Consider the following 22,207-nt stretch of genomic DNA (forward strand, 5'->3'; position numbering starts at 1 on the left):
CGGCGTCAGCGCGTGACGGCGGCGAGAGATTCCCGGGCGGCGGCCGCGACGGCCTCGCCGGTGAAGCCGAACTCGCGGAAGAGGACCTTGGCGTCGGCCGAGGCACCGAAGTGCTCCAGCGAGACGATCCGCCCGGCGTCCCCGACGAACCGGTACCAGGTCAGGCCGATGCCCGCCTCGACCGCGACACGGGCCTTCACGGACGGCGGCAGGACGCTGTCCTTGTACGCCTGGTCCTGCTCCTCGAACCACTCGACACACGGCATCGACACCACACGGGTCGGGATGCCGGCGGCCTGGAGTTCCTCGCGCGCCTCGACGGCGAGGTGCACCTCGGAGCCGGTCCCGATCAGCAGGACCTGGGCCTCGCCGCCCTCGGCCTCGAAGAGCACGTAGCCGCCCTTGGCCGCTTCGTCGTTCGCCTCGTACGTGGGCACGCCCTGCCGCGTCAGCGCCAGACCGTGCGGAGCGCCCTTGCCGAACACCTTGGTGTAGCGGCGCAGGATCTCGCGCCAGGCGATGGAGGTCTCGTTGGCGTCGGCCGGGCGGACCACGTTCAGGCCCGGGATGGCGCGCAGCGAGGCCAGGTGCTCCACCGGCTGGTGGGTCGGGCCGTCCTCGCCGAGACCGATCGAGTCGTGCGTCCACACGTAGGTCACCGGCAGGTGCATCAGGGCGGACAGCCGCACGGCGTTGCGCATGTAGTCGGAGAACACCAGGAAGGTGCCGCCGTAGATGCGGGTGTTGCCGTGGAGCGCGATGCCGTTCATGGCCGCGGCCATGGCGTGCTCGCGGATGCCGAAGTGGATCGTGCGCCCGTACGGGTCCGCGCCGGGCAGCTGGTTGCCGACCGGGAGGAACGAGGACGTCTTGTCGATCGTGGTGTTGTTCGAGCCCGCGAGGTCGGCGGAGCCGCCCCACAGCTCGGGGACGATCTCACCGAGTGCCTGGAGCACCTTGCCCGAGGCGGCACGGGTGGCGACACCCTTGCCGGGCTCGAAGACCGGGAGCTGGTCCTCCCAGCCCGCGGGCAGCTCGCCCGCGGAGATCCGGTCGAACTCGGCAGCGCGCTCCGGGTTGGCGGTGCGCCAGGCGGCGAACGTCTTCTCCCACTCGGCCTTGGCCTCGCGGCCGCGGTCCAGCGCCTCGCGGGTGTGCGCGATGACCTCGTCGGCGACCTCGAAGGACTTCTCCGGGTCGAAGCCCAGCACGCGCTTGGTCGCGGCGACCTCGTCGTCGCCGAGCGCGGAGCCGTGGGCGGCCTCGGTGTTCTGGGCGTGCGGCGCCGGCCAGGCGATGATCGAGCGGGCCGCGATGAACGACGGACGCTCCGTCTCGGCCTTGGCGGCCAGCAGGGCCTTGTACAGGCCCGCCGGGTCCAGGTCACCGCTGGGCAGCTGGTCGACGCGCTGGACGTGCCAGCCGTACGCCTCGTAGCGCTTCAGGGTGTCCTCGGAGACCGCGGTCTCCGTGTCGCCCTCGATGGAGATGTGGTTGTCGTCCCACAGCAGGACCAGGTTGCCCAGCTTCTGGTGCCCGGCCAGCGAGGACGCCTCCGCGGAGATGCCCTCCTGGAGGCAGCCGTCGCCGGCGATGGCCCACACCATGTGGTCGAACGGGGAGGTGCCGGGGGCCGCCTCCGGGTCGAACAGGCCACGCTCGTAGCGGGCGGCCATGGCCATGCCCACCGCGTTGGCGACGCCCTGGCCCAGCGGGCCGGTCGTCGTCTCGACACCGGTGGTGTGGCCGTACTCCGGGTGCCCCGGGGTCTTGGAACCCCAGGTGCGGAAGGCCTTCAGGTCATCGAGCTCCAGGCCGTAGCCGGCCAGGTAGAGCTGGATGTAGAGGGTCAGGCTGGTGTGGCCCGCCGAGAGTACGAACCGGTCGCGACCGGTCCACTCCGCGTCCGCGGGGTCGTGCCGCATCACCTTCTGGAAGATGGTGTACGCGGCGGGAGCCAGGCTCATGGCCGTACCCGGGTGGCCGTTTCCGACCTTCTGTACGGCGTCCGCGGCCAGGACGCGGACGGTGTCCACGGCCCGCTGGTCCAATTCGGTCCACTGGAGGTCTGTGGTGGTCGGCTTGGTGCTCACCCTGAGTCAGGGCTCCTCTCCACTGTCGTAAACCGGTGACTTTGACCGCACCGGGCATTGTCGAGCCTACCCCCGTCAGGACCCGTGATTTCCGGCTCCTTCCAGGGTGCGGGCGGCCCGTCGAATCCGCCTCCCGTATGAGCGGGGAGGCTCACCGATGGGCTCACTCCGATGAGCGAGCGGGCTCTCCCCTGAGGCCTCCGATGAGCGTCCGGGGTCACTCCTGAGGGCTCCGGTGAGTGCACTGGAGCACACCTGTGCGAGCGGTGCGCGCGCCGCTGCGGGCCGGTCCTTTCCCGGGACTCGCGCGGGCGTTCGCACGTGTGCCGGGGCAACGCCCGGCGCCACATCAACACGACCCCACCCCCGCGAAGGGCGGCCTGTCCCCAACGTCTACAGTGGTCTGGTTCGCGCAAGTCTCTACCGGGCCTTCACTCCCGGAGCTTGCTGGGATTTCTCTGTCAGGGGTGTGCGTGACGGCCGTCGAGTCCCGACCCGCAGGGGTCGCCTTGACTCCGAGCCCGGGGGGCCATCGCCCGTTCGGGGCCCGTGTCAAGGCATTCGTGGCGCTGACCAAGCCTCGGATCATCGAGCTGTTGCTGATCACCACTGTTCCGGTGATGTTCCTGGCCGCTCAGGGTGTACCCGACCTGTGGCTCGTGCTCACGACCACGATCGGCGGATACCTCTCCGCCGGCGGTGCCAACGCACTGAACATGTACATCGACCGCGACATCGACGCGTTGATGGACCGTACGTCGCAGCGCCCGCTGGTCACCGGCATGGTGAGCCCGCGTGAGTGCCTGGCCTTCGGTATCGCCCTCGCGGTGATCTCGACGGTCTGGTTCGGTCTGCTGGTGAACTGGCTGTCGGCGGCCCTGTCGCTCGGCGCTCTGCTCTTCTACGTCGTCGTGTACACGATGATCCTGAAGCGCCGTACCTCGCAGAACATCGTCTGGGGCGGCATCGCCGGCTGCATGCCGGTGCTCATCGGCTGGTCGGCCGTGACCAACTCGATGTCCTGGGCCGCGGTGATCCTCTTCGCCGTCATCTTCTTCTGGACGCCGCCGCACTACTGGCCGCTGTCCATGAAGGTGAAGGACGACTACGCACGGGTCGGCGTCCCCATGCTTCCGGTCATTGCCTCCAACCGGGTGGTGGCCCGCCAGATCGTCCTCTACAGCTGGGTGATGGTGGCCGTCTCGCTGCTGCTGACCCCGCTGGGCTACACCGGCTGGTTCTACACGGCGGTGGCTGTGCTGACCGGCGGCTTCTGGCTCTGGGAGGCGCACGCCCTGCTGAGCCGGGCCAAGTCCGGGGTGACCGGCGGGAAGCTCAAGGAGATGCGGCTGTTCCACTGGTCGATCACCTATGTGTCCCTGCTGTTCGTCGCCGTGGCGGTGGACCCCTTCCTGAGGTAGCGCCGATCCCGTACGACCTGCCGACGGGCGGGGACCGTGGCCCACGCCACGCTCCCCGCCCGTCGCACGTCGACCTACCCATCGGTAGCATCCAGTGCATGGCAGAGACGGCTGAGACCCAGCAGGTGGACGGCAAGCAGGCGGCGCGCGCGGAGCGCAGGGCGGCCAGGCTGGCCAAGCAGATCGGTGCTTTCGCGAAGGCGCACGGCGGAGCCGAGGGGCAGCTCGCCTACATCGGGCAGATGGGCACCCGCATCGTCCTCGTCGGCGAGGACGGCGGCTGGGGCGATCTCGTCGCCCCCTCGTACGCGGTCGCCGAGAGCGCCGCACAGAAGTCCGGGATCACGATGCACGAGTCCTTCGACGGCGAGTTCGCGGCGAAGGTCCACACGGGCCCGTACGAGTGGACCCGTATGGCAGGCATCCAGATCGGCGGCCCGGCGAACAAGGCCTGACAACGGCCCACCACGCATCAGGGGCTCCCCCGCAAGGCGGCGTACAAGCCGTGCGGGGGAGCCCCTGACGCGTGGTGAGGGGTGAGGCCTCAGCCCGCCGCAGCGGGCTCCGGCTGCTCGGCCACCGGGCCGGGCAGCGGGGCGGTGGCCGCCGGCCGCTCGCGCAGCGACAGCAGGACGCGGACCACACCGATCCAGACCAGGCACGAGCCGAACATGTGAGCCCCGACCAGGATCTCGGGGGTGTCGTTGAAGTACTGCACGTACCCGATCACGCCCTGCGCCATCAGGATCGCGAACAGGTCCCGGGCGCGGTGCAGCGGCCCCACGGGCGCGTCGACGGCCTTCAGGACGAACCAGAGCGCGACGGTCAGCGCCACCACGACCCAGGCCAGATCGGCGTGCAGCTGGCTGATCATCTTCCAGTCGATCGGGATGCGGTGGACGTCGCTGGAGTCACCGGCGTGCCGCCCGGCCCCCGTGACCACCGTGCCGACCGCGATCAGCAGACCCGCCGCGACCGCCAGCAGCCAGGTGAGCTGCGAGACGGCCTTGCCCACCAGCGGGCGCGGAGCCGTGTCGCCCTCACCGACCCGCTGCCACGTCACCAGGGCGATCGTGAGCAACGCGGTGGAGAGCAGGAAGTGCGCCGCGACGGTGTACGGGTTGAGCCCAACGAGCACCACGACGCCGCCGAGCACGGCGTTGCCCATGACCACCCAGAACTGCGTCCAGCCGAGCCGCGTGACGCTGCGGCGCCACGGCTTGGCGGACCGGGCGGCGATGATCGCCCACCCGACCGCCGCGCACAGGACGTACGTGAGCATCCGGTTGCCGAACTCGATGGCGCCGTGGAAGCCCATCGCGCTGGTCGCCGTCAGGCTGTCGTCGGTGCACTTGGGCCAGGTCGGGCAGCCGAGGCCGGAACCGGTCAGCCGCACGGCACCGCCGGTGACGACGATGACGACGGACATGACGACGGCCGACATCGCCGCACGGCGGACGGTCCGGGGGGACGGCGTCCAGCGCTCGGCGATGTAGAGGAGCGGGTTCCGCACGGCTTGAGCGACATCGGCTCGGGTCAGCTTGGGCACGCGCACCATGGTAGGCGGCCGCTTGTGCAAGCTTTCACGAGGGGGACGAGTTACCCCGAACCGCCTACGGAGCGCACTCGCCGGCTCACTCCCAGCGGAAGAACTTCGCCGCCGCGCCCAGCCCCAGCACCGTCCACACCGCGAGGATCCCCAGATCGCCCCAGGGCATCGTGGCGCCGTGCTGCAGCACGTCCCTGAGGCCGTCCGAGAGGGCGGCGATCGGCAGCAGACCCAGCACCGACTGCGCCGCGTCCGGGAACTTCTCCAGCGGCACGATGACCCCGCCGCCGACCAGCAGCAGCAGGAAGACCAGATTGGCGGCGGCCAGCGTCGCCTCCGCCTTCAGTGTCCCGGCCATCAGCAGGCCGAGCCCCGAGAAGGCGGCGGTTCCCAGGACGAGGAGCAGCACCACGGCGAACGGGTTGCCGTGCGGTGACCAGCCCAGCGCGAAGGCGATCACGGTCAGCAGCACGACCTGAAGCACCTCGGTGACCAGGACCGCGAGCGTCTTGGCGGTCATCAGTGCCCAGCGGGGGAGCGGCGACGCCGCCAGCCGCTTGAGCACGCCGTAGCGCCGCTCGAACCCGGTCGCGATGGCCTGGCCGGTGAAGGCCGTGGACATCACGGCGAGGGCGAGGATGCCCGGGGTCAGGAAGTCGACCGACTCGCCCGACCCGGTGTCGACGATGTCGACCGCGCTGAACAGCACGAGCAGCAGCGTCGGGATGATCACCGTCAACAGCAGCTGCTCGCCGTTGCGCAGCAGCATCCGGGTCTCCAGCGCGGTCTGCGCGGCGATCATGCGCGGCAGTGGGGCCGCGCCCGGCCGGGGGGCGTACGTACCGGCGCTCATGCGCGCAGCTCCTTGCCGGTCAGTTCGAGGAAGACGTCCTCCAGGGTGTGGCGCTCGACGGAGATGCCGGAGGGCATCACACCGTGCTGCGCGCACCAGGAGGTGACGGTGGCCAGCAGCTGCGGGTCGACGTCGCCGGTGATGCGGTACGCGCCGGTGGCGAGCTCGGCCGCCTCCGTGCCGTCGGGCAGCGCCTTCAGCAGGGAGCCGAGGTCGAGCCCCGGGCGGCCGGTGAAACGCAGGGTGTTCTCGGCGCCGCCCCGGCACAGGGCCTCGGGACTGCCCTGGGCGAGGAGCCGCCCGGCGTCGATGATGGCGACGTCGTCGGCGAGCTCCTCGGCCTCGTCCATGAAGTGCGTGGTGAGGACGACGGACACGCCGTCGGCGCGCAGCTCCCGGACGAGGTCCCAGGTGGAGCGGCGGGCCTGCGGATCGAGGCCCGCGGTCGGCTCGTCCAGGAAGACCAGCTCAGGGCGGCCCACGACGGCCATCGCCAGGGCGAGCCGCTGCTGCTGGCCGCCGGAGAGCCGGCGGTAGGTGGTGCGGCCGCAGCCGCCCAGGCCCAGGCGCTCGATGAGGACGTCCACGTCCAGGGGGTGGGCGTGCAGTTTCGCCATGTGGCGCAGCATCTCGTCGGCGCGCGCGCCGGAGTAGACGCCGCCGGACTGGAGCATGACGCCGATGCGGGGGCGCAGGCGTGCCGCGTCCGCGACCGGGTCGAGGCCCAGGACCCGGACCGTCCCGTCATCAGGGCGGCGGTATCCCTCACAGGTTTCGATCGTGGTGGTCTTGCCCGCGCCGTTGGGTCCGAGGACCGCGGTGACCGCGCCGGCCCGGACGTCCAGGTCGAGGCCGTCCACCGCGGTTCTGCTGCCGTACCGCTTCACCAGGCCGCGGACCTGGACAGCAGGGCCGGAGGGGGGTGGGGCGGGCTCGCTCTTCATGGGCGGTAAGTCTAGGCAGCCGCCCGCGCCACCCCGGGCCGGGGGCTTGATTAGGTGACCCTAAGTGATGGATTCCACCCGTGATCATTCCGGACCGTGGTTGTCAGGGCCGGATGAATTACGCAACAATGGCGTTGTGAAATACGTGGGCGAGACTCCGCAGGAGGAACTCGCGACCGGTGAGCGCTCGACGCGCAACCGGGTCGCGCGCTCCATCCTGGACCACGGTCCGTCCACCGTCGCCGACCTGGCGAAGCGCCTGGGCCTCACCCAGGCCGCCGTCCGCCGCCACCTCGACGCGCTCGTCACCGACGACGTCGTCGAGGCCCGCGAGCAGCGGGTGTACGGGGCACGGACCCGTGGCCGCCCGGCCAAGGTGTTCGCCCTGACGGACTGCGGCCGCGACGCCTTCGACCAGTCCTACGACAAGCTCGCCGCGGATGCCCTGCGCTGGATCGCCGAGACCTCGGGCGATGAAGCGGTCATGGCGTTCGCCCGGGCCAGGGTCGCCGACCAGTCGGCCGCCTACCGCTCGGCGATCGACGCCGCCGAGCCCGAATCCCGCACGGAGGCACTGGCCAAGGCCTTGTCCGCCGACGGGTACGCTGCTACGGCGCGCAGCGCGCCGGGCCCGCAGCAGGGCGAGCAGCTGTGTCAGCACCACTGCCCGGTCGCGCATGTCGCCGAGCAGTACCCGCAGCTGTGCGAGGCGGAGACGGAGATCTTCTCCAGCCTCCTGGGGACCCATGTGCAGCGTCTGGCCACCATCGCCCACGGCGACGGGGTGTGCACGACGTACATTCCGCGCAGTGGCCACCCCACCCCACAGACCACCGATTCAGCAAGCACGGCCGGGAGGAACCCCGCATGACGCTCCCTACGGAGACTGCCCACCCTGAGCTCGATGGCCTGGGCACGTACGAATTCGGCTGGGCCGACTCCGACGCGGCAGGCGCAGCGGCCAAGCGCGGCCTCTCCGAGGCCGTCGTCCGCGACATCTCGGAGAAGAAGAACGAGCCCGAGTGGATGCTGAAGCTGCGGCTCAAGGGCCTCAAGCTCTTCGGCAAGAAGCCCATGCCGAACTGGGGCTCGGACCTGTCGGGCATCGACTTCGACAACATCAAGTACTTCGTGCGGTCGACGGAGAAGCAGGCGGAGTCCTGGGAGGACCTGCCCGAGGACATCAAGAACACGTACGACAAGCTCGGCATCCCGGAGGCGGAGAAGCAGCGCCTCGTCGCCGGTGTCGCCGCGCAGTACGAGTCCGAGGTCGTCTACCACCAGATCAACGAGGAGCTGGAGGCGCAGGGTGTCATCTTCATGGACACCGACACCGCGCTGAAGGAGCACCCGGAGCTCTTCAAGGAGTACTTCGGCACCGTCATCCCCGTCGGTGACAACAAGTTCGCCTCGCTGAACTCGGCCGTGTGGTCCGGTGGCTCGTTCATCTACGTGCCGAAGGGCGTGCACGTGGAGATCCCGCTCCAGGCCTACTTCCGTATCAACACGGAGAACATGGGCCAGTTCGAGCGGACGCTGATCATCGTCGACGAGGACGCCTACGTCCACTACGTCGAAGGCTGCACCGCGCCGATCTACTCCTCGGACTCCCTGCACTCCGCGGTCGTGGAGATCATCGTGAAGAAGGGCGGCCGCTGCCGCTACACGACGATCCAGAACTGGTCGAACAACGTCTACAACCTGGTGACCAAGCGCGCCGTCGCCTACGAGGGCGCGACGATGGAGTGGGTCGACGGCAACATCGGCTCCAAGGTCACCATGAAGTACCCGGCCGTCTACCTGATGGGCGAGCACGCCAAGGGCGAGACCCTGTCCATCGCCTTCGCGGGCGAGGGCCAGCACCAGGACGCCGGCGCCAAGATGGTCCACATGGCTCCGAACACCTCGTCCAACATCGTCTCCAAGTCGGTGGCACGAGGCGGCGGCCGCACCTCCTACCGCGGTCTCATCGAGATCGGCGAGGGCGCGCCCGGCTCGAAGTCCAACGTGCTCTGTGACGCGCTGCTGGTCGACACGATCTCGCGCTCCGACACCTACCCCTACGTCGACGTCCGCGAGGACGACGTGTCGATGGGTCACGAGGCGACCGTCTCCAAGGTCTCCGAGGACCAGCTCTTCTACCTGATGAGCCGCGGCATGACCGAGTTCGAGGCGATGGCGATGATCGTGCGCGGCTTCGTCGAGCCGATCGCGAAGGAGCTCCCGATGGAGTACGCCCTCGAGCTCAACCGGCTGATCGAGCTCCAGATGGAGGGTTCGGTCGGTTAGTACACCGACGACCGGATCCCCCCGACATCTGTCCGACTGAGAAAGCGAGCACTACGACAGCCATGGCTGAGGCTCAGAACATTCCGGCCGGTTCGACGACCGCCGGCTCCATCGCGGTGGCCGCCGAGTCGACCGTCGCCACGCGCATGAGCGCCCCCCCGTCCTTCGACGTCGCGGACTTCCCCGTCCCGCACGGCCGCGAGGAGGAGTGGCGGTTCACGCCGCTGGAGCGGCTGCGCGGGCTGCACGACGGCACGGCCGTCGCCAACGGAGGCGGCGTGAAGGTCGCCGTCGAGGCGCCCGCCGGCGTCACGGTCGAGACCGTCGGCCGCGACGACGCCCGCCTCGGCAGGGCCGGTACGCCGGTGGACCGGGTCGCCGCGCAGGCGTACTCGTCCTTCGAGCAGGCCTCCGTCGTGACCGTCGCCAAGGAGGCCGTGCTCACCGAGCCGATCCGGATCGCCGTGCACGGCGAGGGCGGTGTGGCCTACGGCCACCAGGTCATCGAGCTGGGCGCCTTCGCCGAGGCCGTCGTCGTCATCGACCACACCGGTGACACGGTGCTCGCCGCCAACATCGACTACGTGCTGGGCGACGGTGCGAAGCTGACCGTCGTCTCCGTCCAGGACTGGGACGAGCAGGCCGTGCACGTCGGTCAGCACAACGCCCTGGTCGGCCGCGACGCCTCCTTCAAGTCCATCGTCGTCACCTTCGGCGGCGACCTCGTCCGGCTGCACCCGCGGATCGCCTACGCGGGCCCGGGCGGCGAGGCGGAGCTCTTCGGTCTCTACTTCACCGACAAGGGCCAGCACCAGGAGCACCGCCTCCTGGTCGACCACAACGCCCCGCACTGCAAGTCCAACGTGGCCTACAAGGGCGCGCTGCAGGGCGACGGCGCCCACGCCGTATGGATCGGCGACGTGCTCATCCAGGCCAGGGCCGAGGGCACCGACACGTACGAGATGAACCGCAACCTGGTCCTCACGGACGGTGCGCGGGTCGACTCGGTGCCGAACCTGGAGATCGAGACCGGCGAGATCGTCGGTGCCGGCCACGCTTCGGCGACCGGCCGCTTCGACGACGAGCAGCTGTTCTACCTCCAGTCCCGCGGCATCCCGGCCGAGGAGGCCCGCCGCCTCGTCGTGCGCGGCTTCTTCGCCGAGCTGGTCCAGCAGATCGGCCTGCCTGACGTCGAAGCCCGTCTCCTCGACAAGATCGAGACCGAGCTGAAGGCGTCGGTCTGATGGCCTTCGTCAAGGCGTGCGCGCTGAGCGAGCTGGAGGACGACACCCCGAAGCGGGTGGAGCTCGACGGCACGCCGGTGTCCGTCGTCCGCACCGAGGGCGAGGTGTTCGCGATCAACGACATCTGCTCGCACGCGAACGTCTCGTTGTCCGAGGGCGAGGTCGAGGACTGCATGATCGAGTGCTGGCTGCACGGATCGAGTTTCGATCTGCGTACCGGCAAGCCGTCCGGCCTTCCCGCGACGCGCCCCGTCCCCGTATACCCCGTCAAGATCGAAGGGGACGATGTGCTCGTCTCCGTCACCCAGGAGTCCTGAGTCACCCATGGCAACGCTTGAAATCCGCGACCTGCACGTCACCGTCGAGGCCGACAACGCCACGAAGGAGATCCTCAAGGGCGTCGACCTGACCGTGAAGCAGGGCGAGACCCACGCCATCATGGGCCCCAACGGGTCCGGCAAGTCCACCCTCGCGTACTCCCTCGCAGGCCACCCCAAGTACACGATCACCAGCGGCACGGTGACCCTGGACGGCGAGAACGTCCTGGACATGACCGTCGACGAGCGCGCCCGTGCCGGCCTGTTCCTCGCCATGCAGTACCCGGTCGAGATCCCCGGTGTCTCGGTCTCCAACTTCCTGCGTACCTCCGCCACCGCCGTCCGCGGCGAGGCGCCCAAGCTGCGTACCTGGGTGAAGGAGGTCAAGGAGACGATGGCCGGCCTCCAGATGGACCCGTCCTTCGCCGAGCGCAACGTCAACGAGGGCTTCTCCGGCGGCGAGAAGAAGCGCCACGAGATCCTCCAGCTGGAGCTCCTCAAGCCGAAGGTCGCGATCCTCGACGAGACCGACTCCGGCCTGGACGTCGACGCCCTGCGCGTCGTCTCCGAAGGCGTCAACCGGGTCCGTGAGTCCGGCGAGGTCGGCACCCTGCTGATCACGCACTACACCCGGATCCTCCGGTACATCAAGCCCGACTTCGTGCACGTGTTCGCCAACGGCCGGATCGCCGAGTCCGGCGGCGCCGAGCTCGCCGACAAGCTGGAGAACGAGGGCTACGAGGCATATGTGAAGGGTGGCGCTTCCGCGTGACACAGCTGCCGGGCCTCCTCGACACCGAGGCGATCCGCAAGGACTTCCCCCTGCTGGATCGTACGGTCCACGACGGGAAGAAGATCGTTTATCTGGACAGCGCTGCGACCTCGCAGAAGCCGCGCCAGGTGCTCGATGCCCTCAACGAGTACTACGAGCGGCACAACGCCAATGTGCACCGCGGCGTGTACACGATCGCGGAGGAGGCCACGGCGCTGTACGAGGGCGCCCGTGACAAGGTCGCCGCGTTCATCAACGCGCCCAGCCGCAACGAGGTGATCTTCACCAAGAACGCCTCGGAGTCGCTCAACCTCGTGGCCAACATGCTCGGCTGGGCCGACGAGCCCTACCGCGTGGACCACGAGACCGAGATCGTCACCACGGAGATGGAGCACCACTCCAACATCGTGCCGTGGCAGCTGCTCTCGCAGCGCACGGGTGCGAAGCTGAAGTGGTTCGGCATCACGGACGACGGCCGCCTCGACCTGTCCAACATCAACGAGATCATCACCGAGAAGACGAAGATCGTCTCGTTCACGCTGGTCTCGAACATCATGGGCACGATCAACCCGGTCGAGCAGATCGTCCGGCGCGCCCAGGAAGTCGGCGCCCTGGTCTGCATCGACGCCTCGCAGGCCGCCCCGCACATGGTGCTCGACGTGCAGGCCCTGCAGGCCGACTTCGTGGCCTTCACCGGTCACAAGATGGTCGGCCCGACCGGCATCGGCGTGCTCTGGGGACGGCAGGAGCTCCTGGAGGACCTGCCGCCGTTCCTCGGCGGCGGCGAGATGATCGAGACCGTGTCGATGCACTCGTCGACGTACGCCCCCGCGCCGCACAAGTTCGAGGCCGGTACACCCCCGATCGCCCAGGCCGTGGGCCTCGGCGCGGCCGTGGACTACCTCGCGGCGATCGGCATGGAGAACATCCACCGCCACGAGCAGGCGATCACCGAGTACGCGGTGAAGCGACTGCTGGAGGTCCCGGACCTCAGGATCATCGGTCCGGCCACCGCGGAGGACCGCGGCGCCACGATCTCCTTCACGCTCGGCGACATCCACCCGCACGACGTGGGTCAGGTGCTCGACGAGCAGGGCATCGCCGTCCGGGTCGGACACCACTGCGCACGGCCGGTCTGCCTGCGGTACGGAATTCCTGCGACGACGCGAGCGTCGTTCTATCTGTACTCCACGCCCGCCGAGGTCGATGCCCTGGTGGACGGTCTGGAACACGTCCGGAACTTTTTCGGTTAGACAGCGGCTGAGGGTTGACTGGTGAAGCTTGATTCCATGTACCAGGAAGTGATCCTGGACCACTACAAGCACCCCCACGGGCGCGGCCTGCGGGACGGCGATGCCGAGGTGCACCACGTCAATCCGACGTGCGGTGACGAGATCACGCTGCGGGTGCGCTACGACGGCGAGACGATCGCCGATGTGAGCTACGAAGGCCAGGGCTGCTCCATCAGCCAGGCCAGCGCCTCCGTGCTGAACGAGCTGCTGGTCGGCAAGGAGCTGGGCGAGGCCCAGAAGATCCAGGCCGCGTTCCTGGAGCTGATGCAGTCCAAGGGCCAGCTGGAGCCGGACGACGCGATGGAGGAGGTGCTGGAGGACGCGGTCGCGTTCGCCGGTGTCTCGAAGTACCCGGCCCGGGTCAAGTGCGCGCTGCTGAGCTGGATGGCGTGGAAGGACGCGACGGCGAAGGCGCTGTCCGAAGGGAAGACCGCATGAGCGAGAACGAGACTCTCACCACCAAGCCGGCCTCCGAGGAGGAGGTCCGCGAGGCGCTGTACGACGTCGTCGACCCCGAGCTGGGCATCGACGTCGTCAACCTGGGCCTGATCTACGGCATCCACATCGACGACGCCAACATCGCCACCCTCGACATGACCCTGACGTCCGCGGCCTGCCCGCTGACCGATGTCATCGAGGACCAGGCGAAGTCCGCCACCGACGGCATCGTCAACGAACTCCGGATCAACTGGGTCTGGATGCCGCCGTGGGGCCCGGACAAGATCACGGACGACGGGCGCGAGCAGCTTCGCGCGCTGGGCTTCAACGTCTGAGCACCCCCATACGCGCGTGAACGGCCCCTGGCGCCAGCCGGGGGCCGTTCCGCGTTGTTCGTCCGGCGGCCCCCTGGTGTGCGCCTCCCGTTGGCACGGGAACCGGAACCTACTCCTCGACACCCGCCGACGAGAGGTTCACCGTGCCGCATCTCCCTGTCCTCCGCCACCGCCGGACCGTCGCCGCCGCGGGAGGCGCCCTGACCCTGGCCGCCCTGGGCCTCGGCACCCCTGCCCACGCCGCGAGCTACGGAACGCCGACGATCGCGTTCTCGGCCGGTTATCTCTCCGGCGCCGTCGGCGCCACCGCCGATCCCGTGGTGACGGTCACCGTCGCCCAGAGCGGCGCCGACGCCGGTGCACTCGGCGTGGCCGCATCCGCCAGCTCCAAGGCGTCCGTGGCTGCCACCGGGGACGTCACGGTGACCGGCACCGGCGCCACCCGGCAGCTCCGCGTCGTCGCGCACGCCCGCGGCTACACCGACCTCACGATCAAGGTCACCGGCCTCGGCGGCAAGACCGTCACCAAGACACTGCACTTCGCCGCCTCCGCCGCCGTGCAGAACGCCTCCGACACCCGCTACCTCACCGGATCGTCCGACGCCTCGGCCGCCGTCGACGTCGGGGACGGCTACGCGGTGGTCGCCGACGACGAGTCCAACACCCTGCGCCTCTTCGACCGTTCCTCCTCCGGCGGGCCGGTACGGACATGGGACGTGGCCTCGAAGCTCGGTGTCTCCAAGGAGATCGACATCGAGGGCGCGGCCCGGGTCGGCAACACGGTCTACTGGACGGGGTCGCTGGGGAACAACAAGGACGGCGCGTACAAGTCCGACCGCAACACCGTCTTCACGACCACGGTGAGCGGCTCCGGCGCCGCGACCCAGCTGACCGTCGGCGGCTCCTACAAGAGGCTCCGGGGCGACCTCGTCGCCTGGGACCAGGCCAACGGCAACCGCTACGGCTTCGCCGCCGGGACGGCGGAAGGCGAAGCCCCCAAGCAGATCGACGGGTTCAACATCGAGGGGCTGGAATTCGCACCGGGTTCCACGACGACCGCCTACCTCGGCTTCCGCGCACCGCTCGTCCCGCCGAAGGCGGGCGGCAAGGCGCTGCTCGTGCCCGTCACCAACTTCGACAAGGTGGCCGGCTCCGGAGCGAAGGCGACGATCGGCACCCCGATCGAGCTGGATCTCGGCGGCCTGAGTGTGCGCGACATCCGGAAGAACGCCGCAGACCAGTATCTGATCGTGGCCGGTTCCTGGGCCGCGGACGACAACTCCGACCCGTACGCCCTCTACTCCTGGGACGGCGTCGCGGGACACGCGCCGGTGAAGCGGCTCGACCTGCCCACCGCGGACCCGGGCGGCTGGGAGGCCGTCGTGGACGTGCCGGACATGAACGCGGCCGGTGCGCGGGCCCAGCTGATCACGGACGCCGGGTCGGCCGATCTGTACGGGGACGGTACGGAGGCCAAGGACCTCGACCACGACGAGTGGAAGAAGTCGCGCGCCACCTGGTTCACCGTCAACGGCTGATCGCCCGCGCGGGGAGGGTTCCGGGCGAGGGCGAGGACCCCAAGCCCACCCCCACTCCCACGAAGCCCGGTCCCGAGCCGAACGAACCGGGTGACGGCCCGTCGGCCCCCGTCCCCGAAGAGAGGGGCTCACCCCCCGAAGGCGTGGGTGAGCCCCTCTCGTATCCGCAGGGCGCCTCTTGGCCCGAGTCCTGCGGATGCCGGGTCAGGCCGAGTACTGCGGCGGCACGGCGGCGGCCTCGGCGAGGACCGGGCCGAGGTTCTCGGTGCGGATGCGACGGTCCACGTACAGCAGTCCGGCCACCAGGGGCGGGAAGGTGGCGACGATCAGCTGGGCGACCAGCTGGCCGACCAGCATCGACACCACATAGCCGCTCATCGCGACGATGACCGAGGCCGGATTCGGGTCAGCGCCCAGATTCACCGAACCGAGCATCCCGGAGAACATGCCGAGGAACGAGAACGGCATCTGGATCAGATAGCTCGCGATCCCCGCCATGGCGCCGGCCAGCAGGTTGACCCCGAAGATCCGCCACCAGTCCCCGCGCACCAGGCGGGACGAACGGCGCATCGCCGAGATCGGTCCCTGGTTCTCGAAGACGACAGCCGAGGGGGCCAGGCTGAACTTCACCCAGAGCCAGGTCGCCAGCGGGGCCGTCGCCAGGGCGCCCAGGACGCCGATCAGGATCACGGCGAGCTGCCCGCCGTCGCTGTCCGCGGTGACCGCGGCGATCACGATGGCGAGGAACGCGACCCAGGCGAGCAGCATCGGCACCAGCACGATCAACCAGGTCAGCAGGACCGTCCCGATCACGGCGGGCATCCGGCTCCAGGCCCGTCGCCAGACGGCGGAGAACGTGGTCGGGCGGCCCAGCACCGCCTCCTGGAGGACCGCGGGCACGGCCGTGTACATCATGGCCGTGGAGATCGCCACGGCGATCAGGCCCACCACCGCCACCGAGCCGAAGGCGATGACCAGGGGTACCCAGTCCTCCGTGCGGGGGTTCTCATCGGAGCCGAGCGCCAGCATCCGGTCCAGATGGTCCGAGACGGCCGAGTACGCGATCGCGGCGGCGGCCAGCACCAGGGCCAGTGCCCCGCCGTAAGCGGCAGCGCCGACACCGAACAACTGCTTGCCGTAACGGCCCACGGTGGTGAACGCGCCGCCCAGCAGATCCCCGAGCCGCAGCGGGCCCAGCGGTATCACCCCGGGTTTCGGCGGCATCCAGCCGCCGCCCCAGCCGCCCCAGCCGGGCTGCGCCCCGGGCCCCCCGTTCGGCGCACCCCCGTACGCACCGCCACCCCACCCTGCGTCCTGCGCCACTGCTGCTCCGTCGGGTCAGTCGATCACGAACTGGCATGTACTGGACGGACACGGTAGCGCCCCCGGAGGCCTCCTGGCCCCGGGGACCCCGCGACGGCGATGCGTACACTCGTACACATGGGATACGGACTGCTGGCCGCGGCCATCGCCGCAGAGGTCGCCGGGACCACCGCCATGAAGTACAGCCAGGGATTCACCCGCCTGTGGCCCTCCCTGATCACCGTGGCCGGATACCTGCTGGCCTTCTCGCTGCTCGCCCAGACCCTCAGGACCATGGCGATGGGTACGGCGTACGCGATCTGGGCCGGGACCGGAACCGCCGCGGTCGCCGTCATCGGCATGCTGTTCATGGGTGAGTCCGGCAGCCCGGTCAAGGCGGCGGGCATCGTCCTGGTCATCGCCGGCGTGGTGGTCCTCAATCTGGGCGGAGCCCACTGATGGTGCGCCGGTACGATCCGGAACGGCGCGAGCGGATCATCGACGCGGCGATCCGGGTGGTCGGTGCCAAGGGGATCGCCGGGCTCAGCCACCGCTCCGTCGCCGCCGAGGCCGATGTGCCGCTGGGCTCGACGACCTACCACTTCGCCACGCTGGACGAACTGCTGGTCGCCGCCCTGCGCCGGTCGAACGAGAGCTTCGCCACGCTCATGCGGGGCAGTCGGGCCCTGGACGACCCGGCCGCCGACCTGGCCACCGAACTGGCGCGGCTGCTCGGGGAGTTCTTCGGCGCCGGCCGCGGCCGGGCGGAGCTGGAGTACGAGCTCTACCTCGCCGCCCTGCGCCGGCCGGCCCTGCGTCCGGTCGCCGCCGAGTGGACCGAAGGCACCGCCGCACTCCTGGCACCGCGCACCGGCCCGGCGACGGCGCGCGCACTGGTCGCCCTGATGGACGGGATCTGTCTGCAGGTGCTCCTCACCGGCGGGGACTACGACGAGGCGTACGCCCGGGAGATGCTGGGCCGCATCAGCCAGTGACCCCGTCCTCCGCGACGCCCGGACGCTGAGACCGGTTGGCCCGGGCGGCCTCCGGCTGGTTAGGTTCTGGTCATGACCGACACGACTTCCACCCGCACCACCGGCGCCGTCGCCGCCGGCCTCGCCACCATCGCCGGTGACGGTTCCGTCCTCGACACGTGGTTCCCCGCCCCCGAGCTCACCGCCGAGCCCGGCCCGGCCGGAACCGAGCGGCTCACCCCCGACCGCGCGGTCAACCTCCTCGGTGAGGGCGCCGCCAAGGCCATCGGCGTGGACGCCCGCCGAGGGGTCGAGATCGTCGCCGTCCGCACGGTCATCGGCTCGCTCGACGACAAGCCGCTCGACGCGCACGACACGTACCTGCGTCTGCACCTGCTCTCGCACCGCCTCGTCCAGCCGCACGGGCAGAACCTGGACGGCATCTTCGGCTTCCTCGCCAACGTGGCCTGGACCTCCCTCGGTCCGGTCGCCGTCGACGACCTGGAGAAGGTCCGGCTCAACGCCCGCGCGGAGGGTCTGCACCTGCAGGTCACCTCCGTCGACAAGTTCCCCCGCATGACGGACTACGTCGCACCGAAGGGTGTCCGCATCGCCGACGCCGACCGGGTGCGGCTCGGCGCGCACCTTGCCGCCGGCACCACCGTCATGCACGAGGGCTTCGTCAACTTCAACGCCGGCACCCTCGGCACCTCCATGGTCGAGGGCCGGATCTCCGCCGGTGTGGTCGTCGGGGACGGCTCCGACATCGGTGGCGGCGCCTCCACCATGGGCACGCTCTCCGGCGGCGGCAAGGAGCGCATCGTCATCGGCGAGCGCTGCCTGGTCGGCGCCGAGGCAGGCGTCGGGATCGCGCTCGGAGACGAGTGCGTCGTGGAGGCCGGTCTCTACGTCACCGCGGGCACCCGCGTCACCCTGCCGGACGGTCAGGTCGTCAAGGCGCGCGAGCTCTCCGGCGCCTCGAACATCCTCTTCCGCCGCAACTCGGTGAGCGGCGCCGTCGAGGCCCGCCCGAACAACGCGGTCTGGGGCGGGCTCAACGAGGTCCTCCACAGCAACGACTAGGAGGCGGCGAGCAGCAGTTCCTCGTACGCCCTTCGCAGCCCGTCGGCCGCCTCGCGCCCGGCGGGCTGCAGCGGTTCGCGGACCGGGCCCGACTCCAGCAGGGACTTCGCCGTCACCGTGCCGGGCAACCCGGAGGCCATCATCAGTTCCGTGAGCGGGGCCAGGAGCCCGTTCAGCCGCGCTGCCCCGGCCGTGTCCCCGGCGTCGAACGCGTCCAGGACGGCCCGCAGCGGGCCGGGCGCCACATTGGCCACCGTGCTGACGTATCCGGCACCGCCCACCGCGTACAGCGGAAGATTCAGTTCCTCGCAGCCCGAGTAGTACGCGAGCGAGGTGGCGGCGATCACCTTGGTCACTCCCAGCAGGTCGTACGAACAGTCCTTCACCGCCACGATGCGCGGGTGGTCCGCAAGCCGCAGCAGCGTCTCCGGTTCGATGCGGGTGCCGGTGCGGGCGGGGATGTCGTACAGCATCAGTGGCAGGCCGGTCGACTCGGCGACGCGCAGGAAGTGTGCCTCCACCGCGGCCTGCGGGGGGCGGCTGTAGTACGGGGTGACGACCAACAGGCCGTCGGCGCCCGCCTCTTCCGCCTGCCGTGCCAGTTCCACGGTGTGCCGGGTGTCGGCGGTGCCGACGCCCGCGACCAGCGACGCGTCCGGGCCGACCGCGCCCCGCACCGCGCGCACCAGGGCCGCCTTCTCGGCGTCGGAGGTGGTGGGGGACTCGCCGGTGGTTCCACTGAGCACCAGACCGTCACAGCCCTCAGCCACCAGCCGTGCCGCGTGTGCGGCGGCGGCGTCCGGATCGAGCGCGCCGGTGGCGGTGAACGGCGTGATCATGGCGCAGAGCGTGCGGCCGAAGGGGCGGGGGCGGGAGGATGCGGGCAGCGTCATGTCCGAAGTGTCGACCGCCGAACCGTGAAGGTCCACTTAGTTCTTCTCCGGGTGAAGGTGAAGCAATACTCAACTGACGCGGTGCTCTGCGGTGATCGGCCACACATGCGGGCAGGGCGACGCGGGGCGGGGTGCATGGAGATGCGGACGACGAGGGGCACGGGTATACGCGAGCCGGTCTCGGCGGCGGCCCTGGTCCTCGCAGGGACACTCGGCCTGACCGGGTGTGCGGGATTTCCTCGTGCCGACCGGTGAGGGGGAGGGCAGCGACGTGCGGCTGCTCGACGAGCTCAGCGTGACGGCCTGGCGGACCGTGGCTCCCGAGTGACCGGCGTCAAGGAGCTGTTCAGAGGGCGAGCTTGAAGCCTTCGTGGCTCGCGGCGAAGCCCAGCGAAGCGTAGAACCGGTGGGCATCCACCCGGTCCCTGTTGCTGGTCAGCTGGACCAGCGCGCACCCCCGCCGACGCGCCCGCTCGACGGCTTGCTTCATCAGGTCCCGCCCGAGGCCGCCGCCGCGCCGGTCGGGTCTGATCCGCACGGCCTCGATCAGCGCCCGCTCGGCGCCGTGCTTGCCGAGCCCGGGGATGTACGTCGCCTGCAGGCACCCCACCACCATGTCGCCGTCCGCCAGCACCAGGATCTCGTTGCGCGGATCTCCGGTGATGTCGGCGAACGCCTTCTCGTACGCAGCGTCGACGACCAGCGAGGCGGGGTCGACGACCTTCTCCTCGTCGGCGAGGAGAGCGAGCACGGCAGGCAGGTCCCGGCGGGTGGCGGTACGCAGCATCACGACCCGGATTCTGGCACGAGGCCACTCCGGGCAGCGGCAGCGCCCGGACGAGCACCGCGGCGGCGACGGCCACGCCGCCGACCGCCCGGGGCGTCAGTACCCCGCCGGTACCCCGGCCGCGTGGTTGACCGGCACGGTGTGGGTGACCCAGGCATCGCCCGCGCGCAGATGGAGCAGGAACGATGTCGGCTCGGACAGATAGCCGGGCACCGCGTCCCGCAGCGCCAGGCCGCTCTGCCGGTAGGTGCTCGGCGCCACGGCCAGCACGCTGCCCGCGAAGGCGGTGGTGACCGGACGGTGGAGATGACCGGCCAGGACCCGGGCGACGTTCGGACGGGCGGCGACCACCTCGGCCAGCGCCCCGCCGTCCGCCAGCCGCATCCCGTCCAGAAACGGGATCCCGACCGGCACCGGCGGATGGTGCAGACACACGAAGGCCGGTACACCGGGCCTGCGGGAGAGCACCTCGTCCAGCCACTGCAGCTGCTCCGCCCCCAGCAGCCCCCCGGGGGACCCGGGCACCGCCGAGTCCAGGACGGCGACCGTGAGCGCCGGATGGTCCACGGCGTAGTACGTCTCCTTGCCCCCGCCCACGAACGCCGTGCCCTCGAACACGTCCAGCAGAGCCACCGGGTCGTCGTGATTGCCCGTCACCAGGTGCAGCGGCAGGGGGAACCGCCCGATCACCTCGCGCAGCTGCGCATACACCGCGGGCGTGCCCCGGTCGGCGAGGTCACCGGTGATCACCACACAGGCGGGCAGCGGGTCGAGCGCGAGCACCCGGCGCAGCGCCCGGTCGAGCCCGGCCGCCGGTTCGGCGGCCAGGGCGCCGGTCGTGAGATGGGGGTCGCTGAGGTGCGCCACGGAAAGGGTCATCCCGGCAGCCTGCCCCGCCTCGGGGGCCCGCAACACCGGTCCCGGCCGCCGTATGCAGCGCTCAGCGACGGGCCATGTACAAGCCGAACGCCTTGTGCAGCAGCTTGCTGACCGGATAGTCCCATTCGCCCACGTACTCGGCGGCCAGCCCTCCGGTGCCCGCCTTGAACCGCAGCAGACCCAGCAGGTGGTTGCCCTCGTCGAGGGTGTCGGTGATGCCACGCAGGTCGTAGACCGCGGCACCCCGCTCGTGCGCGTCGCTCATCATCCGCCACTGGATCGCGTTGTTGGGCTGTACCTCGCGCCGACGGCTCGTCGACGCGCCGTACGAGTACCAGACATGGGTCCCGACGGTCAGCATCGTCGCCGCGGAGAGCACCTCCCCGTCGTGGTGGGCGAGATAGAGCCGCATCCGGTCCGGGTCCTCGGCCCGCAGCGCAGTCCACATGCGCTCGAAGTAGCGGAGCGGCCGGGGGATGAAGCGGTCCCGCTCGGCGGTTTCGCGGTACAGCTCGTAGAAGACCGGAAGGTCGTCCCGGCCCCCCTCGACGACCTTCACGCCCGCCTTCTCCGCCTTCTTGATGTTGCGCCGCCACTGCTGGTTCAGGCCGCCCCGGATCTCCTCCAGCGACCGCCCGGCGAACGGCACCTGGAACACGTACCGGGGCTGCCCCGCGCTGAAGCCGTCGGCGTCGTCCGCACCCTGCCGCCAGCCCAGCCGGCGCAGCTGCTCCACCACCTCTGCGGCCCGGGGCTCGGTCACATCCGCCTCGACGTCGCGCAGCCGGCCCGCTGCCGGGTCCGCGATGGCGTCCTTGACCGTCGAAGCCTCCCAGCGGCGGGCGATCACCGGCGGTCCCATCCGTACCGTGAACGCCCCCCGGGCCCTGGCGTGGGCCACCAGCGGATCCAGCCAGGGACGCAGATCGCCCTCGTGCCACGGGATGACCGGGCCCTCCGGCAGATAGGCCAGGTACCGCTTCAACCGGGGGACCGGGCGGTACAGCACCAGCCCGGCACCGGCGATCAGGCCGTCCTCGTCCAGCCAGCCGATGCTCTCCGCGCGCCAGTCGGGCTTCACCTCTCCCCACGACGGGACCTGCATATGACTTGCCGAGCCCCGGCCTGCGACGAAGGCCAGGTGCTGCTCGCGCGTGATCTCCTCGACCCGCAGCGTCATGCGGTACTCCGTTCGTTGTCCGAT

At 70.3% G+C, this 22,207-nt stretch carries 23 protein-coding genes; 14 read left to right on the plus strand and 9 right to left on the minus strand.

The window, feature by feature from the left end:
• Nucleotides 1–5: 5 nt before the first annotated feature.
• Nucleotides 6–2,093 carry a transketolase gene (tkt, locus tag OG538_RS27855; protein ID WP_406098107.1) on the minus strand — a complete coding sequence of 696 codons (2,088 nt, stop codon included), beginning with the start codon at nucleotides 2,091–2,093 and terminating at the stop codon, nucleotides 6–8.
• A gap of 473 nt (nucleotides 2,094–2,566) precedes the next feature.
• On the opposite strand from tkt, the gene OG538_RS27860 reads away from it, so the two are divergent.
• On the plus strand, nucleotides 2,567–3,514 hold the full coding sequence (locus tag OG538_RS27860) for a heme o synthase (protein WP_406098109.1): 948 nt from the start codon (nucleotides 2,567–2,569) through the stop codon (nucleotides 3,512–3,514).
• 98 nt (nucleotides 3,515–3,612) lie between these two features.
• Nucleotides 3,613–3,969 carry a hypothetical protein gene (locus OG538_RS27865; RefSeq protein WP_219570174.1) on the plus strand — a complete coding sequence of 119 codons (357 nt, stop codon included), beginning with the start codon at nucleotides 3,613–3,615 and terminating at the stop codon, nucleotides 3,967–3,969.
• A gap of 89 nt (nucleotides 3,970–4,058) precedes the next feature.
• Here the strand turns inward: OG538_RS27865 and OG538_RS27870 are convergent, their stop codons facing one another.
• The 3 genes from OG538_RS27870 to OG538_RS27880 all read right to left on the minus strand — a co-directional run bounded on the left by OG538_RS27870 (nucleotide 4,059) and on the right by OG538_RS27880 (nucleotide 6,860).
• Nucleotides 4,059–5,072 (minus strand): COX15/CtaA family protein, encoded by a 1,014-nt coding sequence (locus tag OG538_RS27870; RefSeq protein ID WP_406098111.1) that lies wholly within the window; start codon nucleotides 5,070–5,072, stop codon nucleotides 4,059–4,061.
• A gap of 76 nt (nucleotides 5,073–5,148) precedes the next feature.
• Complete coding sequence (locus tag OG538_RS27875) at nucleotides 5,149–5,916, minus strand: ABC transporter permease (protein ID WP_406098113.1); 768 nt, start codon at nucleotides 5,914–5,916, stop codon at nucleotides 5,149–5,151.
• The gene (locus OG538_RS27880) at nucleotides 5,913–6,860 is read right to left on the minus strand and encodes an ABC transporter ATP-binding protein (RefSeq protein ID WP_406098115.1); all 948 of its coding nucleotides are present in this window, start codon (nucleotides 6,858–6,860) and stop codon (nucleotides 5,913–5,915) included. Before OG538_RS27880 ends, OG538_RS27875 begins: the two co-directional genes overlap by 4 nt.
• Before the next feature lie 136 nt (nucleotides 6,861–6,996).
• Here OG538_RS27880 and OG538_RS27885 point away from each other — a divergent pair, with 136 nt between their 5' ends.
• The 9 genes from OG538_RS27885 (at nucleotide 6,997) to OG538_RS27925 (ending at nucleotide 15,085) form a co-directional block, all read left to right on the plus strand.
• Complete coding sequence (locus OG538_RS27885) at nucleotides 6,997–7,731, plus strand: helix-turn-helix transcriptional regulator (protein ID WP_406098117.1); 735 nt, start codon at nucleotides 6,997–6,999, stop codon at nucleotides 7,729–7,731.
• Nucleotides 7,728–9,149 carry a Fe-S cluster assembly protein SufB gene (gene sufB / locus OG538_RS27890; protein ID WP_136328638.1) on the plus strand — a complete coding sequence of 474 codons (1,422 nt, stop codon included), beginning with the start codon at nucleotides 7,728–7,730 and terminating at the stop codon, nucleotides 9,147–9,149. Before OG538_RS27885 ends, sufB begins: the two co-directional genes overlap by 4 nt.
• A 62-nt stretch (nucleotides 9,150–9,211) precedes the next feature.
• Nucleotides 9,212–10,393: a Fe-S cluster assembly protein SufD gene (sufD, locus tag OG538_RS27895; protein ID WP_406098119.1), complete on the plus strand. Its 1,182-nt coding sequence runs from the start codon at nucleotides 9,212–9,214 to the stop codon at nucleotides 10,391–10,393.
• The gene (locus tag OG538_RS27900; RefSeq protein WP_073720274.1) at nucleotides 10,393–10,710 is read left to right on the plus strand and encodes a bifunctional 3-phenylpropionate/cinnamic acid dioxygenase ferredoxin subunit; all 318 of its coding nucleotides are present in this window, start codon (nucleotides 10,393–10,395) and stop codon (nucleotides 10,708–10,710) included. Before sufD ends, OG538_RS27900 begins: the two co-directional genes overlap by 1 nt.
• Nucleotides 10,711–10,717: 7 nt before the next feature.
• A complete protein-coding gene (sufC, locus tag OG538_RS27905; protein ID WP_406098121.1) occupies nucleotides 10,718–11,482 on the plus strand; it encodes a Fe-S cluster assembly ATPase SufC in 765 nt (254 codons plus the stop codon).
• Nucleotides 11,479–12,735, plus strand: coding sequence for a cysteine desulfurase (locus OG538_RS27910; RefSeq protein WP_406098123.1), 1,257 nt, complete (start codon nucleotides 11,479–11,481; stop codon nucleotides 12,733–12,735). The genes sufC and OG538_RS27910 overlap by 4 nt, the downstream gene beginning before the upstream one ends.
• A gap of 21 nt (nucleotides 12,736–12,756) precedes the next feature.
• Complete coding sequence (gene sufU, locus OG538_RS27915) at nucleotides 12,757–13,212, plus strand: Fe-S cluster assembly sulfur transfer protein SufU (protein ID WP_024492621.1); 456 nt, start codon at nucleotides 12,757–12,759, stop codon at nucleotides 13,210–13,212.
• Entirely contained in the window at nucleotides 13,209–13,547 is a 339-nt protein-coding gene (locus OG538_RS27920) for a metal-sulfur cluster assembly factor (protein WP_014156915.1), read from the plus strand. The genes sufU and OG538_RS27920 overlap by 4 nt, the downstream gene beginning before the upstream one ends.
• A 143-nt stretch (nucleotides 13,548–13,690) precedes the next feature.
• The gene (locus OG538_RS27925; protein WP_406098124.1) at nucleotides 13,691–15,085 is read left to right on the plus strand and encodes a hypothetical protein; all 1,395 of its coding nucleotides are present in this window, start codon (nucleotides 13,691–13,693) and stop codon (nucleotides 15,083–15,085) included.
• A 204-nt stretch (nucleotides 15,086–15,289) separates the two neighbouring features.
• Here the strand turns inward: OG538_RS27925 and OG538_RS27930 are convergent, their stop codons facing one another.
• A complete protein-coding gene (locus OG538_RS27930) occupies nucleotides 15,290–16,408 on the minus strand; it encodes a hypothetical protein (protein WP_406098126.1) in 1,119 nt (372 codons plus the stop codon).
• A gap of 117 nt (nucleotides 16,409–16,525) precedes the next feature.
• Between OG538_RS27930 and OG538_RS27935 the strand changes: the two genes are divergently transcribed.
• The 3 genes from OG538_RS27935 (at nucleotide 16,526) to dapD (ending at nucleotide 18,444) form a co-directional block, all read left to right on the plus strand.
• Nucleotides 16,526–16,846: a DMT family transporter gene (locus OG538_RS27935; protein WP_406098128.1), complete on the plus strand. Its 321-nt coding sequence runs from the start codon at nucleotides 16,526–16,528 to the stop codon at nucleotides 16,844–16,846.
• On the plus strand, nucleotides 16,846–17,382 hold the full coding sequence (locus OG538_RS27940) for a TetR/AcrR family transcriptional regulator (RefSeq protein ID WP_406098130.1): 537 nt from the start codon (nucleotides 16,846–16,848) through the stop codon (nucleotides 17,380–17,382). The genes OG538_RS27935 and OG538_RS27940 overlap by 1 nt, the downstream gene beginning before the upstream one ends.
• Before the next feature lie 72 nt (nucleotides 17,383–17,454).
• Nucleotides 17,455–18,444 (plus strand): 2,3,4,5-tetrahydropyridine-2,6-dicarboxylate N-succinyltransferase, encoded by a 990-nt coding sequence (gene dapD / locus OG538_RS27945; RefSeq protein ID WP_406098131.1) that lies wholly within the window; start codon nucleotides 17,455–17,457, stop codon nucleotides 18,442–18,444.
• Here the strand turns inward: dapD and dapA are convergent.
• The 4 genes from dapA to OG538_RS27965 form a co-directional block, all read right to left on the minus strand.
• Entirely contained in the window at nucleotides 18,441–19,337 is an 897-nt protein-coding gene (dapA, locus tag OG538_RS27950) for a 4-hydroxy-tetrahydrodipicolinate synthase (RefSeq protein ID WP_406098133.1), read from the minus strand. The two genes, dapD and dapA, sit on opposite strands and share 4 nt — an antisense overlap.
• A gap of 346 nt (nucleotides 19,338–19,683) precedes the next feature.
• The gene (locus tag OG538_RS27955; RefSeq protein WP_406100339.1) at nucleotides 19,684–20,124 is read right to left on the minus strand and encodes a GNAT family N-acetyltransferase; all 441 of its coding nucleotides are present in this window, start codon (nucleotides 20,122–20,124) and stop codon (nucleotides 19,684–19,686) included.
• 96 nt (nucleotides 20,125–20,220) lie between these two features.
• The gene (locus OG538_RS27960; RefSeq protein WP_406098135.1) at nucleotides 20,221–21,003 is read right to left on the minus strand and encodes a phosphodiesterase; all 783 of its coding nucleotides are present in this window, start codon (nucleotides 21,001–21,003) and stop codon (nucleotides 20,221–20,223) included.
• Between the two features lie 61 nt (nucleotides 21,004–21,064).
• Nucleotides 21,065–22,183 carry a lipid II:glycine glycyltransferase FemX gene (locus OG538_RS27965; RefSeq protein ID WP_406098137.1) on the minus strand — a complete coding sequence of 373 codons (1,119 nt, stop codon included), beginning with the start codon at nucleotides 22,181–22,183 and terminating at the stop codon, nucleotides 21,065–21,067.
• Between the last annotated feature and the right edge of the window lie 24 nt (nucleotides 22,184–22,207).

Origin of the sequence: Streptomyces sp. NBC_01013, from assembly GCF_045162765.1 — a bacterium.
GTDB lineage: Bacteria > Actinomycetota > Actinomycetes > Streptomycetales > Streptomycetaceae > Streptomyces.

Coding starts and splice junctions, on each gene's coding strand:
- OG538_RS27865 (WP_219570174.1), top strand. CDS start 3,613: ATGGCAGAGACGGCTGAGACCCAGCAGGTGGACGGCAAGCAGGCGGCG.
- OG538_RS27870 (WP_406098111.1), bottom strand. CDS start 5,072: ATGGTGCGCGTGCCCAAGCTGACCCGAGCCGATGTCGCTCAAGCCGTG.
- OG538_RS27875 (WP_406098113.1), bottom strand. CDS start 5,916: ATGAGCGCCGGTACGTACGCCCCCCGGCCGGGCGCGGCCCCACTGCCG.
- OG538_RS27880 (WP_406098115.1), bottom strand. CDS start 6,860: ATGAAGAGCGAGCCCGCCCCACCCCCCTCCGGCCCTGCTGTCCAGGTC.
- sufB (WP_136328638.1), top strand. CDS start 7,728: ATGACGCTCCCTACGGAGACTGCCCACCCTGAGCTCGATGGCCTGGGC.
- sufD (WP_406098119.1), top strand. CDS start 9,212: ATGGCTGAGGCTCAGAACATTCCGGCCGGTTCGACGACCGCCGGCTCC.
- OG538_RS27900 (WP_073720274.1), top strand. CDS start 10,393: ATGGCCTTCGTCAAGGCGTGCGCGCTGAGCGAGCTGGAGGACGACACC.
- sufC (WP_406098121.1), top strand. CDS start 10,718: ATGGCAACGCTTGAAATCCGCGACCTGCACGTCACCGTCGAGGCCGAC.
- OG538_RS27920 (WP_014156915.1), top strand. CDS start 13,209: ATGAGCGAGAACGAGACTCTCACCACCAAGCCGGCCTCCGAGGAGGAG.
- OG538_RS27935 (WP_406098128.1), top strand. CDS start 16,526: ATGGGATACGGACTGCTGGCCGCGGCCATCGCCGCAGAGGTCGCCGGG.
- OG538_RS27940 (WP_406098130.1), top strand. CDS start 16,846: ATGGTGCGCCGGTACGATCCGGAACGGCGCGAGCGGATCATCGACGCG.
- dapD (WP_406098131.1), top strand. CDS start 17,455: ATGACCGACACGACTTCCACCCGCACCACCGGCGCCGTCGCCGCCGGC.
- dapA (WP_406098133.1), bottom strand. CDS start 19,337: ATGACGCTGCCCGCATCCTCCCGCCCCCGCCCCTTCGGCCGCACGCTC.
- OG538_RS27955 (WP_406100339.1), bottom strand. CDS start 20,124: ATGCTGCGTACCGCCACCCGCCGGGACCTGCCTGCCGTGCTCGCTCTC.
- OG538_RS27960 (WP_406098135.1), bottom strand. CDS start 21,003: ATGACCCTTTCCGTGGCGCACCTCAGCGACCCCCATCTCACGACCGGC.
- OG538_RS27965 (WP_406098137.1), bottom strand. CDS start 22,183: ATGACGCTGCGGGTCGAGGAGATCACGCGCGAGCAGCACCTGGCCTTC.